This is a genomic window from Pseudomonas sp. LS44, assembly GCF_024730785.1.
Taxonomy (GTDB): domain Bacteria; phylum Pseudomonadota; class Gammaproteobacteria; order Pseudomonadales; family Pseudomonadaceae; genus Aquipseudomonas.
The window spans coordinates 2,226,576-2,238,925 of record NZ_CP102830.1; the positions used below are offsets into that span (position 1 = coordinate 2,226,576).

Below are 12,350 nucleotides of genomic sequence, written 5' to 3' on the forward strand. Positions count from 1 at the left end.
CGGCGCTTGGGCGCGCCGGTCGTCGTTGTGGATCAGTCTTGTGCGGCGACGCCGATTTCCACGGCATCGCCGTTCAGGCGCACCGGCCAGACGCGCAGGCGTTGCTCGGGGTATTCCAGGCAGCTGCCGTCCGCCAGGCGGAAGTGCTGCTTGTAGAGTGGCGAGGCGATCACCAGATCGCCCTTGAGCTGGCCGACGATGCCGCGGCCAATCACGTTGGCGCCGGATTTCGGGTCGCGGTTCTCAATGGCGAACAGCTTCTCGCCGTCGACCGTGTGCGGCAGGTGGAAGAGGGCGATCTGCGCCCCGTCCAGCCAGGCGACCACGCCGGAGTTGGCCACCAGATCCTGGCTGCGGCACAGCGCCTGCCAGGAAAGTGCGGAGGGGGAAGCGGCAAGCACGACGTTGGACTGGCTCATCAGAGCACCTCCTCGGTGACAGGGATCAGGTGGAGTTCGGAGGAGTGCACCGGCCGGCGCTGGCCGCGTTCCTTGACGAAATGGATGTCCGGGTCGCCGCGCTGGTCGTTGACGAAGGTGCGGAAGCGTTTGAGCTTCTCCGGGTCCTGGATGGCGTTGGCCCATTCGCATTCGTAGCGGTCGACCACCAGCTGCATCTGCGCTTCCAGCTCGCCCGCCAGGCCCAGGCTGTCGTCGATGATCACTTCCTTGAGGTAGTCCAGGCCGCCTTCCAGCGACTCGCGCCAGACCGAGGTGCGTTGCAGGCGGTCGGCGGTGCGCACGTAGAACATCAGGAACCGGTCGATGTAGCGGATCAGGGTGGCGTCATCCAGATCGGTGGCGAACAGCTCGGCGTGCCGTGGACGCATGCCGCCGTTGCCGCTGACATAGAGGTTCCAGCCCTTCTCGGTGGCGATCACACCGACGTCCTTGCTCTGCGCCTCGGCGCATTCGCGGGTGCAGCCGGAGACGGCGAACTTGATCTTGTGCGGCGAGCGCAGGCCCTTGTAGCGGTCCTCGAGGATCAGCGCCATGCCCACGCTGTCCTGCACGCCGTAGCGGCACCAGGTGCTGCCCACGCAGGACTTCACGGTACGCAGCGACTTGCCGTAGGCGTGGCCGGTCTCGAAGCCGGCGGCGATTAGCTCGCCCCAGATATCCGGCAACTCATGCAGTTGCGCGCCGAACAGGTCGATGCGCTGGCCGCCGGTGATCTTGGTGTAGAGGTCGTACTTCTTCGCCACCGCGCCGATGGCGATCAGCCCGTCCGGGGTGATTTCGCCACCGGGAATACGCGGCACGACGGAGTAGGTGCCGTTCTTCTGCATGTTGGCCATGAAGGTGTCGTTGGTATCTTGCAGCGGCACCAGCGCGGGGTCGGTGATCGACTGGTTCCAGCACGACGCGAGGATCGAGCCCACCGCCGGCTTGCAGATGTCGCAACCGGTGTGGCCGCGGCCGTGCTTGGCCAGCAGTTCCTCGAAGCTGATCACCCCTTCTACCCGCACGATGGCGTACAGCTCCTGGCGGGTGTGGGCGAAGTGTTCGCACAGGCTCTTGTCGACGGCCACGCCACGGGCGCTCAGCTCATGTTCGAAGACCTGTTTGAGCAGCGCGCTGCAACCGCCGCAGCCGGTACCGGCCTTGGTCACCGCCTTCAGTTCGCCGAGGTCGGTGATGCCAGCGTCGACCTGGCAGCACACCGCGCCCTTGCTGACGTTGTGGCAGGAGCAGATGGTCGCGGTGTCCGGCAGTGCGTCGGCACCGAGGGTCGGCGCGCCGTCGGAGAGCGGCAGGATCAGGCTGGACGGTTCCTGCGGCAGTTTGATGCCGTTCTGTGCGTACTGCAGCAGGGTGTCGTAGTAGCTGTTGTCGCCGACTAGCACCGCGCCGATCACGTGCTGGCCATCGGCGGACACCACCAGGCGCCGATAGCTGGCGTTGGCTTCGTCGATGAACCGGTAGCTCTTGGCGCCCGGCGTGGCCGCATGGGCGTCGCCGATCGAGCCGACGTCGACGCCGAGCAGCTTGAGCTTGGTTGACATGTCCGCGCCGGTGAACGGCTCGTGCGCCTGGCCAACCAGCTGCGCGGCGAGGTTGCGCGCCATGGTGTAACCGGGGGCGACCAGGCCGAAGATGCTGCCGTTCCAGGAGGCGCACTCGCCGATGGCGAAGATCGCCGGGTCGCTGGTGCGGCAGTCGTTGTCGATCACCACGCCGCCGCGCGGAGCGATTTCCAGGCCCGAGCTACGGCCGAGGGCATCTTGCGGGCGAATCCCGGCGGAGAACACGATCAGGTCGGTTTCCAGGAATTCGCCGTCGTTGAAGTTCATCCGGTAGGCGTATTCCTCGCCGATGACGATGTCCTGGGTGGCGCGCGACAGGTGTACGCCGACGCCAAGGGCTTCGATGCGCGCACGCAGGGCGGCGCCGCCGTCAGGGTCCAACTGGACCGGCATCAGCCGCGGGGCGAACTCCACCACGTGGGCTTCCAGGCCGAGCGATTTCAGCGCGTTGGCGGCTTCCAGGCCGAGCAGGCCGCCGCCGACCACGACGCCGCGACGGGCATTGGCCGCAGCGGCGCGAATGGCGTCGAGATCGTCGAGGGTGCGGTAGACCAGGCGCGAATTGCCTTCGGCGCCGGGAATCGGCGGTACGAAGGGGTAAGAGCCGGTGGCCAGCACCAGACGGTCGTAAGCGCGGCGGCCGTGGTTGGTGACCACTTCCTGGCGCTCGCGGTCGATCTCCAGGACTTGCTCGCCGAGGTGCAGATGCACGCCGTTGCGGGCATACAGGTCGGCGTCGCCAAGGGCCAGGTCTTCGGCATCCTTACCGCCGAAGTACTCGGAGAGGTGCACACGGTCATAGGCGCGTTGGCGTTCTTCGCCGTATACGTGCACCTGATAGTGGGCCAGCGCACCGCGTTCGATCAGTTGCTCGACACAGTGGTGGCCGACCATACCGTTGCCGATGACGATCAGGGTTTCGCTCTTGATCGGAGTGACGAAGGAGTTCATAGCCGTTCCTCAGTACAAGCCGCTGCCGGGGCAACGCGGTTAAAAAAGATGCAAAAAAAGGCGCCTGGAGCTGTCGATTAGCTCCAGGCGCCTTTGCCTGGTATTCATAGTTATTGTGGAGTGCTGACCTGAGCGCCGTTGCTCGGGGTCACTCATCCCCGCGCCTGAACGGCAAGTGGTCGACAGTGACCACGGGGAGTGCGCTGCCGGGTGTCCGGCAGGTTGTGCTGGGGTATAAGCAGGTTGCGTGCCAGTCTCCCGGACAACCGGCGAATCGCGCTGAATAGTGGGATGTGTGGGGTTATTTGCGGAGAATTAAGCGTTTGTTGCGGCAGGCGCTGAGCCACAAATGTGCGCAGCGTTTGGCTCAGTCCCTTTTTTGGGGCGATTGCCGCGCACATCCCCGACCTACGTCGCCTCTGTAGGACGAATTGAAGGGGGGAGAGATCCGGAATACCCAAAAGGACTTGGTGTAGCGGGGTAGTCCTAATTAGAATCACTCGCATTTGAGCCGTCTTCGCGCAAGGCCCCATGAGATGATTGAAGTAGCGGCGCCACCGGAGCACAGCCTACACGCCCTGTACCGCGACCATCGAAGCTGGCTGGAGAACTGGCTGCGCCGACGCATGGGCAATGCCTGGGATGCGGCGGACCTGAGTCAGGACACCTTCCTGCGGGTGCTTTCCAGCTCCCAGCAGGTCGCCGAGATGCGCGAGCCACGGGCCTATCTGCTGACGGTGGGTAAACGCCTGCTGAGCAACTTCTACACCCGGCGCAATCTGGAGCAGGCCTACCTGGACGCCTTGGCGCAGCTACCCGAAGAGAGCGTGCCATCGCCGGAGCAACGTTGGGTGCTGCTGGAAACCCTGCAGGCCCTGGATGAGTTGCTTGACGGTCTACCGGCTCTGGTGCGCCGGGCGTTTCTCTGGAGCCAACTGGAAGGGCTGGGTTACCGCGAGATCGCCGAACGCCTTGAAGTGTCCGAACGCACCGTCAAACGTTACATGGCCCAGGCCTACGAGCATTGCCTACTGGTGGAGCTGTGATGCACTCAGTGCCTTCCAACGAGGCCCGTGAGGTGGCACGCGCGGCGGCCCAGTGGTTGGCGCTGCTGGAATCTGGCGCGGCCAATGAAGACGATCACGCTCGCCTGCAGAACTGGCGCAACAGCAGTAGCAGCCATGAGAGTGCCTGGCAGAAGGCGCAGCTGCTGCGCCAGCGGTTTTCCGGCCTGCCGACGGCTCTGGCGATGGCTACTCTGGATCGCCCGGATCCGGCACGCCGAGCGGTGCTCAAACGCGCCCTCGGGGTCGCGGCACTGGTACCGGCAATCTGGCTGCTGGGCCGGCAGTTGCCGCTGGATGTATGGCGCGCCGACCTGCATACCGGTATCGGCGAGCACACACAAATCCCCTTGGCCGACGGCAGTTCGTTGCAGCTGAACACCTCCAGTGCGGTCAACATCGATCTGGGCGTCCGCCAACTGACCCTGGTCCGCGGAGAAATGGCGCTCAAGGTCCCTGGCAGCGCGCCGCTGACCATCCAGGCGCCTTATGGCCGCATCATCGTCAGTCGCAGCGAAGTTTGTGTGCGCCTCAACGAGCGGGATTGCCAGGTGTCGGTGGTCAGCGGTTCGGTGCAATTGCAGCCCTTGCACGGCCCGATTCTGGTCTTGCGTGAAGGGCAGCAGATCAGCCTGCAAGCTAGCGGCGCCGGATCTGCCGACACCTTCGACACCTTGCTGCCTGGCTGGCGCGATGGGGTGCTGATGGCACAGAACCAACCGCTGGGGGATTTCCTGCGCGAGCTGAGCCGTTATCGCCCCGGGCTGTTGCGCTGGGAACCGGAGCTGGAAAGCTTGCGGGTCACCGGCAGTTTCCGCCTCGACAACACCGATCGTGTGCTCTCACTGCTGGCCGCTAGCCTGCCGCTGGAGGTGCATTCGCGTACCCGTTACTGGGTCACCCTGATCCCGCAAAGAAATGCCCCTCGAAAAAACATTACCTGAAGCCTGTCCCTTTTTTTCAGGTCGCTGGTCATTCCGGGTAAGTGAATAAAATCGAGAATTCCTTCCCATGCCCGCAGTGCCGCCTTGCCGTTTTCGCCCGTTATTCCGCTTGGGTCTCGTGATGAGTCTGAGCGCCAGTCCATTGTTTATCTCGACCAGTTGGGCGGAAGACGCCGCCCGGCGCAGTTATCAGGTGCCGGCTGGCAGTCTGAGCGCGGCGCTGACCCGTTTCGCCGGCCTGGCTGGGGTCAACCTGTCAGTAGACCCTGCGCTGGTCAGCGGGCGCGCCAGTAATGGCCTGTCCGGCGAATACGGCGTGGAGGAGGGCTTTGCCCGGCTGCTGCAGGGCACCGGCCTGCAACTGCAGCCGGTGGGCGAACAGGCTTACACCCTGACCCCGGCCCTGGACGAAGGCAGCCTGCAACTGCCCAGCACCTCGATTCGCGGTGCACGCGGCGTGGTGGGCGACCAACCTTACGCCGGTGGCCAGGTGGCGCGAGCCGGTTACCAGGGCATGCTCGGGGACCAGGATTTCATGGACAGCCCGTTCAGCGTCACGTCCTACACCAAGGAAGCGCTGAAGAACCAGCAAGCCCGCACCCTCGGCGATGCTGTGGCTGCCTACCCATCGGTGCGCACCTCCAACCCGGCCAGCGGGCGTTTCGAGCAGTTCACCGTGCGCGGCTTCAGCCTGTTCAACAGTGACGTCTCCTATGGCGGCCTGTACGGCATCCTGCCGACCTATGCCATCGACATGGAGATCGCCGAACGCGTCGATATCCTCAAGGGGCCGAGCGCGGTACTGTCCGGTATCGCCCCGCGCGGCAGCATCGGCAGCGGCATCAACATCGTGCCCAAGCGCGCCACAGATGCGCCGGTCACTGAGTTCACCGGCAGTTACGTTTCGGAGGGGCAGTTCGGCGGCGCGGTGGACATCGGCCGACGCTTGGGTGAGAACCAGCGTTTCGGCGTGCGCTTCAACGGCGTGCGTCAGTCCGGTGATACCGAGTGGGACCATCAGGCGCTCAAGCGCGAAACCGGTGTGCTCGGCCTGGACCTGCGGGAAGAGCGGGTGCGTCTGTCGCTAGACATCGGCCATCAAAATCGCCGTGCCGACGCGCCGCAGGAGCGTGTCGAACTGGCTCCCGGGGCCAAGGTGCCCAAAGCCGAAGACATCGACCGCAACTTCGCTCAGCCTTGGACCTATTCGCAAACCAAAGACTCCTTTGGCGCCTTGCGCGGCGAATTCGATGTCAGCGACTCGCTGATGGTCTACGCCGCCTATGGCGCGCGCAAAGGCAACTACGACTTTCTGCGCCACGGGGTCCAGAACACTCAAAACAATGGCAATTTCACCTTGGTGCCGCGCACCTTCCGCCGCGATGAAGACGTGAAGACCGCCACCATTGGCGCCCGCCAGTGGTTCAGCACCGGCTCGGTCAACCACACGGTAAACCTGAGCCTGAACCGCTTCGACATGGATTTCGATAACGCCGGCGAGCGCTACCTGCGCAGCATCGGCAACATCTATAACCCGGTGGAAGTCGCTTACCCAGGCCGGCCGAACCGCTTCGATACCAGCACCCACACCGAAGACCGTTTTACCAGCGTGGCCCTGGCCGACACCTTGGGTTTCCTCGAGGATCGCCTGCTACTGACCCTCGGCGCGCGCCTGCAGCGAGTTAAAGTTACCTCCTGGAGCGACGGCGTCCGTGACGAACCGGTGAATGACGAAACCGATACGTCGCCCGCGCTGGGCGTGGTGTTCAAGGCCACTAACCATGTGTCGTTGTACGCCAACTACGTGGAAGGCCTGACCCAGGGCGAGACCGCGCCGACCACGGCAAATAACGCCGACACCGTGTTCCCGCCATACCGCAGCAAGCAGGCAGAAGTCGGTGCCAAGTACGACCAAGGCACCTTCGGCCTGACCGCCAGCCTGTTCCGTATCGAACAGCCGGCCTATCAGTTCGACGATCTAAACAACTTCAAGCCCAACGGCGAGCTGACCAACCAGGGGGTGGAACTCAGCGTCTTCGGCGAGCCGCTTAATGGTGTGCGCCTGCTGGGCGGGGTGATGCTGCTCGACAGCGAGCAGAGTGATACCACCGATGGCGAGTTCGACGGTAACCACGGCACCGGCGCGCCGGAGGTCAACGCCAACCTCGGCGCCGAATGGGACATCGAAAGCGTCCGGGGGCTGACCCTGACCGCACGTGCCATCCACACCAGTTCCCAGTACTTGGACCCAGCCAATGAGCAGGAAATCGACAGCTGGGAACGCTACGACCTGGGCGGCCGTTACGCCTTCAAACTGGGCGGCAGCCCGGTAACCCTGCGGGCCACGGTGGAGAACGTACTGGACAAGACCTATTGGGCCTCTGCCGCGACCTCGTCCGACAGCGCAGCGGGCCTGACCCTGTCGACCCCCAGAACCTATCTGCTCTCGGCAACCGTGGGTTTCTGACCGGATGACTCAAGCATGCGCCACAGGGAAGGGCGCAGCCGCTTTTGTTGATTGATCATGGTCGACTTCGATCAAGGACTGAAGCCCGGTGGTAATGCAGTGCAGCGCAATTGCTGGTCGACTCAGTCCAGTTCAACTCACAGCTGACTGGGCCATGATTTTTCTATTTTTGAACATCGACTGCCGAGGAGCCGTGCGCGAAGGCGAGTGGCTCGAGGCGCATGTCGATGTGCTCAAAGTGGGTAGCAGCTTCGCGAATGCAAGCTGCCTGCTCAAGGTTGGCGAACGGCTGGTGCTGCGTGCCAACGGCATTTTCACGATTTGGAAGGGCAAGGTTTAGCCTCCCATATGAAACCATCCGCAACAGGCGACTGGGTCTGTGCGGAATTAGGCTGGCGAAGACTCGGAGTGCCTGCGCTGTGGATGAACAGCCTGCACTTCGCAGTGCCGAACACCCAGTTGCAGGCCTCGTAGTAACGTCACGCTGCAGCTTCCGAGCAGTTTCTCCCCGACAATAAGAACAGGACCTGACCCAGTGCCTGCAGCGCCAGGCGCAGGGGGCGAGGCGGGCTACGTCGACCAAGGCCCGCTGTGCCTCACCGTACCCGCTGAGCACGGTGGCGGTGACTTCAGCTATGCTGCCGTGCTGGTCGAGGAGCTGTCTTGATCACAGGATGGGCTGCATCGTCTGATCAACCCCTGTTAGAAGTACTCGTCGTCCATGGCCAGTGCCGCGTCGCCGCAGCATCAGCATGGCCTAATTTTTTCGGCCCCCACTCTAAGCAGCGAGCGTTTGAGTGCCGCCACCCTGAGCGGGGGGACGAAGCTCATTTTTCATGCATGACTTCTTGAGACTTTGATATCAGGGCTCTGGCCGTATCTGGAAAGACCTTAAATACAGCCGAGGTCTGTTAGGAGAGTAAGTCGTTATGTCGAGTGGCCCGCAAATTTCTGGATCAGATGGGTCGGGCCGGACACGATTAGCAGATCACCCGGCATGATCAGGGTGCTAGGGGTGGCATGCTGGAAGTCTTGACTGGCGCGTTTCAACCCTACGACCGTCACACCAAATTTTTCACGGATATTGCCGTCGGCCAGCGTGTTGTTGTGGCTCGGCAGGGGGGAGTGAATCTTGGCGATGGCGAAGCCGTCATCGAACTCGATGAAATCGATCATCCGCCCGCTAATGAGGTGAGCAACACGCTCCCCCATTTCCCTCTCCGGGTAGACAACGTGATGGGCGCCAATCCGCTGGGCTATCTGTCCATGCTCGGCAGTCTGGGCCTTGACCCAGATATCCGGGATACCCAGTTCGGTCAGCGTCATGATGGTCAGCAAGCTGGCTGCCAGGTCGGTGCCTATCCCCACAATGGCGTGAGCGAAGTCGGCAACACCCAGTTGGCGCAATACCATCAGGTTGGTGGAGTCGGCCTGGACAGCATGAGTCAAGAGATCGGCCCAGTCATGGACAGGCACGGCGTCCCGGTCGATGCCCATCACATCGTGACCGAGCCGCATCAGCGATTGGGCAACGGAGCCGCCGAAACGGCCGAGGCCGATCACGACCACGCTATCGCCCTTAGAAAAGGCAAACTGCTCGGTGAACAGAAAGTTAGCCAACAATTGGGTGTTCCTCTGGGTAGCGGTAGGGCATGCGGTGCTCGCCCAGGGCCAGTGAAGCCGCAAGCGTGATAGTGCCGACCCGCCCGACATACATCAGCAGCGTCAGCATCAGTTGGGCCGATGCGGGGAGATCGGCGGTGATGCCGGTGGACAAGCCGACCGTGCCAAACGCTGAGATGACTTCGAATATGACTTGGTCTGTGGCGAAATCTGTTTCACGCAAAATAAAGAGCGTCGCCAGCACGATCATGGCGCTGCCCAGAACGAGCACCGTGATAGCTTGACGCTGGGCCGGGGCGCCGACTCGCCGGCCAAATGCCTCGGTGTCACTGTGGCCACGAATTTCGGCGATGACCAGCAAGGCCAGGATGGCGACAGTACCGACTTTGACGCCACCCGCGGTTCCCGCGCTGCCACCCCCTACGAACATCAGGAGGTAGTGCATCGCCCAGCTTTCATGGGTCAACGCGCCAATATCGATAGAGTTGAACCCGGCGGTACGCGCAGAAACGGAAGCAAATGCCGCCGAGAGCATTTTATTGGCCACTGGCATCGGGCCGAGGGTAGTCGGGTTGAACCACTCGAACAGCAGCAGCGTGAAAAAACCGCCCAGAAGCAGGATTGCCGTTCCAGCCAGGGTGAGCTTGGTATGCAGCGACCAACGGCGGGGATCGTTGAACCTGCTGCGCAAGTCATACAGTACGGGAAAGCCAATGCCGCCAATAATGATCGCAACCATGACTGGCAGCAGGATCCAAGCATCTGCGGCGTAGCGCATCAGGCTGTCGGGATAAATGGAGAAACCCGCGTTATTGAATGCCGATACCGCATGAAACAGGCCGCTCCACGCTGCATCAGCCCAGGGAAGGTCATAGGCCAGGCGTAATCTGAGGGTGAGCCACAGGGTCAAGATGAGTTCCAAGGCGAACGTCACCACCAGCACTAGCTTGGCCACGCTGGCGATGTCGCCCAACCCCAATGAGCGTGATTCCAACTGTGCGACCATTTTAGTGCGTAGACGTAAGCTGCGGTTGACCATCAAGCCGAGCAAGGTCGCCACCGTCATGATGCCGAAGCCGCCAAGTTGGAACAGTAGCAGGATCACCGACTGGCCGAAGGTCGACCAGTACGTACCGGTGTCCACCACTACCAGCCCGGTAACGCAGACGGCCGATACCGCGGTAAAGAAGGCTGTCACCCAAGGGGGGGCGATACCCTCGGCTTGGGATATCGGCAGCATCAAAATGGCGGTGCCGGCCAGTATCGCGGCCAGGAAAACCAGGGCGACAACCCTGGCTGGATGAAGCCGTAATTTCATTTGGCATCAGGACTCATGTCGTGACAAGGAAATCTACAGCGCTCGGTAAACATGCCTTAAGGGCTTCGAACCCTAACGGCGGGCCATGTTCAATGCTGCCGTGACCGTATCGGAGCGGTGTTGTAGTGGTCTAATGATTCCGGACACCTTTCTATGGCGAGCATTCTTGCCTAAATGGGTATCCGGAATCATTAGACCTAGACTACCCCCGCTCCGGTAGACATCCCGGCCTATGCTTTGAGCATAGAAGGAAGCGTTCTGTCTGGGCTTTTATCTGCTCATTCGGTGCGTTTGGGGTGTTTGCCGGCGCGGGTTGACCTAGTTGGATGCACCGCTCTGACAAGCTTGAACAAGAAAATATTTGGCAATCACAGCTTGTAGCCGATCTGCCGCAACAAATTCTTGCGCCAGAGGATGTCGTCGTCGCCTTCGATGTCGTTGACCCGCAAGCCATCCACCACGCCGAGTATGCCGCGGCCCTGTTCCGTCTCGGCGACAATCACTTCGGTGGGATTGGCGGTGGCACAGAAAACCCGGCAGACCTCCGGCACCATCTTGATGGCGTTCAACAGGTTCAGCGGGTAGAAGCCGTCGCCGAGGAAAATGATGAAGCTATGGCCGGCGGCAATGGCTTGGGCATTCTTCTGGGCCAGTTCGATCATCGCGGCATCGGTGCCAGACCAGCGCACCAGGCATTTGCCCGAGGCTTCGCAAAAGGCCAGGCCAAACTTGATGCCGGGTACGGCACCGACCAAGGCTTCGTGGATGTCCTCGACGGACTTGATGAAATGCGTCTGCCCCAGAATGAAGTTCGTGGCTTCCGGCTTGTCGATTTTTACCGTGATGAGTTGCATCGCAACCCTCCCTTTTCCGATCGGGTTTAACGGCGCGGGAATCATGCAGTGCCCTGGCCCCGCCCCGCGTTGCCGGGCATCCGGCCCTGCTGGTCCCGGGCGGCACCATCGGTTGCGCTGGCGAATTAAGCATAGCCATGCCTTGGTCATGACCGCTGTTCAGCGGTGGCCGTGCGGATGGGCGGCCAGCCGATCTTGCAGCGGTCCGTGCCGTATGGACGGGCAGGGAAATCGCTGCGGCCGATCCCGACTAGTCTCAGCTAAAGGCACCTCGGCTGGAGCGTGATTACTGAGAACCTGCCCCGGATCTGCCGCGCAGATCGGAAAAGGGTTCCCGGCAGCGCCGGGCTCTCCCCGGTCCAGTCGTGCCGCGGGGCGTTCTTGGCTGTTTGCCACAGCCATCGCCGGCACAGCCTCGATAGGGCCGCACACCGATGCTGAAGATCCAGGGCCTATGCAAAAGCTACCCGACTCCCCAGGGGCCGCTGGCGGTGCTGCGGGGCATCGACCTCGAACTGGAGGAGGGCGGCAGCCTGGCGTTGATGGGCGAATCCGGCAGCGGCAAGAGCACCTTGCTGCACCTGGTGGCCGGCCTCGACCGCTTCGATGCCGGCAGCATCTGGGTGGCCGGGCACTCGCTGGCCGCGCTCGATGAAAGCCAGTTGGCGGCCTGGCGGCGCAGCGGGATCGGCCTGATCTTCCAGCAGTTCAACCTGATTGCCAGCCTGCGGGTCGAGGACAATCTGGCCTTTCAGGCTCGTCTGGCCGGCCGCCATGACCCGCACTGGCAGGCGCAGCTGGTCCAGCGGCTCGGCCTTGGCCAGCTGCTCAAGCGCTATCCCGAACAGCTCTCCTGCGGGCAGCAGCAACGGGTGGCCTTGGGCCGAGCGCTGGCCGCCAGACCGCCGCTGTTGCTGGCTGACGAACCCACCGGCAGCCTAGATGAGGCGACCGGTGACGAGGTGCTGGAGCTGCTGCTGCAACTGCTCGCCGACAGCACCACCAGCCTCCTGATGGTGACCCATAGCCCGCGCATGGCGGCGCGCCTGCAGCGGCGCGTGAGCTTGCAGGGCGGCCGCCTATTGGCGCGAGGCGAGGCCTGA

General features: G+C 62.7%; 11 protein-coding genes. 6 read left to right on the forward strand and 5 right to left on the reverse strand.

What is annotated here, in order from left to right; genetic code table 11:
• Nucleotides 1-32: 32 nt before the first annotated feature.
• Together nirD and nirB are read right to left on the reverse strand one after the other, a co-directional pair.
• Nucleotides 33-419, reverse strand: a complete 387-nt coding sequence (nirD, locus tag NVV93_RS09855) for a nitrite reductase small subunit NirD (RefSeq protein ID WP_258254255.1) — start codon at nt 417-419, stop codon at nt 33-35.
• Nucleotides 419-2,977: a nitrite reductase large subunit NirB gene (gene nirB / locus NVV93_RS09860; RefSeq protein ID WP_258254256.1), complete on the reverse strand. Its 2,559-nt coding sequence runs from the start codon at nt 2,975-2,977 to the stop codon at nt 419-421. The genes nirD and nirB overlap by 1 nt, the downstream gene beginning before the upstream one ends.
• A gap of 536 nt (nt 2,978-3,513) precedes the next feature.
• On the opposite strand from nirB, the gene NVV93_RS09865 reads away from it, so the two are divergent.
• The 5 genes from NVV93_RS09865 (at nt 3,514) to NVV93_RS09885 (ending at nt 8,119) form a co-directional block, all read left to right on the forward strand.
• Nucleotides 3,514-4,023, forward strand: coding sequence for a sigma-70 family RNA polymerase sigma factor (locus NVV93_RS09865; protein ID WP_258254257.1), 510 nt, complete (start codon nt 3,514-3,516; stop codon nt 4,021-4,023).
• On the forward strand, nt 4,023-4,985 hold the full coding sequence (locus tag NVV93_RS09870; RefSeq protein ID WP_258250503.1) for a FecR domain-containing protein: 963 nt from the start codon (nt 4,023-4,025) through the stop codon (nt 4,983-4,985). The genes NVV93_RS09865 and NVV93_RS09870 overlap by 1 nt, the downstream gene beginning before the upstream one ends.
• Before the next feature lie 67 nt (nt 4,986-5,052).
• Nucleotides 5,053-7,452: a TonB-dependent receptor gene (locus NVV93_RS09875; protein WP_258250504.1), complete on the forward strand. Its 2,400-nt coding sequence runs from the start codon at nt 5,053-5,055 to the stop codon at nt 7,450-7,452.
• A gap of 154 nt (nt 7,453-7,606) precedes the next feature.
• The gene (locus NVV93_RS09880) at nt 7,607-7,792 is read left to right on the forward strand and encodes a hypothetical protein (protein ID WP_258250505.1); all 186 of its coding nucleotides are present in this window, start codon (nt 7,607-7,609) and stop codon (nt 7,790-7,792) included.
• 195 nt (nt 7,793-7,987) lie between these two features.
• On the forward strand, nt 7,988-8,119 hold the full coding sequence (locus NVV93_RS09885) for an acyl-CoA dehydrogenase family protein (RefSeq protein ID WP_258250506.1): 132 nt from the start codon (nt 7,988-7,990) through the stop codon (nt 8,117-8,119).
• Nucleotides 8,120-8,379: 260 nt separating this feature from the next.
• Here NVV93_RS09885 and NVV93_RS09890 read toward each other — a convergent pair whose 3' ends face one another.
• The 3 genes from NVV93_RS09890 to NVV93_RS09900 form a co-directional block, all read right to left on the reverse strand.
• Nucleotides 8,380-9,075: a TrkA family potassium uptake protein gene (locus NVV93_RS09890; RefSeq protein ID WP_258250507.1), complete on the reverse strand. Its 696-nt coding sequence runs from the start codon at nt 9,073-9,075 to the stop codon at nt 8,380-8,382.
• Complete coding sequence (locus NVV93_RS09895; RefSeq protein WP_258250508.1) at nt 9,065-10,393, reverse strand: TrkH family potassium uptake protein; 1,329 nt, start codon at nt 10,391-10,393, stop codon at nt 9,065-9,067. Before NVV93_RS09895 ends, NVV93_RS09890 begins: the two co-directional genes overlap by 11 nt.
• Before the next feature lie 368 nt (nt 10,394-10,761).
• A complete protein-coding gene (locus NVV93_RS09900) occupies nt 10,762-11,247 on the reverse strand; it encodes an adenosine-specific kinase (protein WP_258250509.1) in 486 nt (161 codons plus the stop codon).
• Between the two features lie 434 nt (nt 11,248-11,681).
• On the opposite strand from NVV93_RS09900, the gene NVV93_RS09905 reads away from it, so the two are divergent.
• Nucleotides 11,682-12,350 (forward strand): ABC transporter ATP-binding protein, encoded by a 669-nt coding sequence (locus tag NVV93_RS09905; RefSeq protein WP_258250510.1) that lies wholly within the window; start codon nt 11,682-11,684, stop codon nt 12,348-12,350.

Excerpts from the sequence above, each read along its gene's own strand:
- NVV93_RS09865 (WP_258254257.1), top strand. The coding sequence starts at position 3,514 with ATGATTGAAGTAGCGGCGCCACCGGAGCACAGCCTACACGCCCTGTAC.
- NVV93_RS09900 (WP_258250509.1), bottom strand. The coding sequence starts at position 11,247 with ATGCAACTCATCACGGTAAAAATCGACAAGCCGGAAGCCACGAACTTC.
- nirB (WP_258254256.1), bottom strand. The coding sequence starts at position 2,977 with ATGAACTCCTTCGTCACTCCGATCAAGAGCGAAACCCTGATCGTCATC.
- NVV93_RS09905 (WP_258250510.1), top strand. The coding sequence starts at position 11,682 with ATGCTGAAGATCCAGGGCCTATGCAAAAGCTACCCGACTCCCCAGGGG.
- nirD (WP_258254255.1), bottom strand. The coding sequence starts at position 419 with ATGAGCCAGTCCAACGTCGTGCTTGCCGCTTCCCCCTCCGCACTTTCC.
- NVV93_RS09870 (WP_258250503.1), top strand. The coding sequence starts at position 4,023 with ATGCACTCAGTGCCTTCCAACGAGGCCCGTGAGGTGGCACGCGCGGCG.
- NVV93_RS09875 (WP_258250504.1), top strand. The coding sequence starts at position 5,053 with ATGCCCGCAGTGCCGCCTTGCCGTTTTCGCCCGTTATTCCGCTTGGGT.
- NVV93_RS09880 (WP_258250505.1), top strand. The coding sequence starts at position 7,607 with ATGATTTTTCTATTTTTGAACATCGACTGCCGAGGAGCCGTGCGCGAA.
- NVV93_RS09895 (WP_258250508.1), bottom strand. The coding sequence starts at position 10,393 with ATGAAATTACGGCTTCATCCAGCCAGGGTTGTCGCCCTGGTTTTCCTG.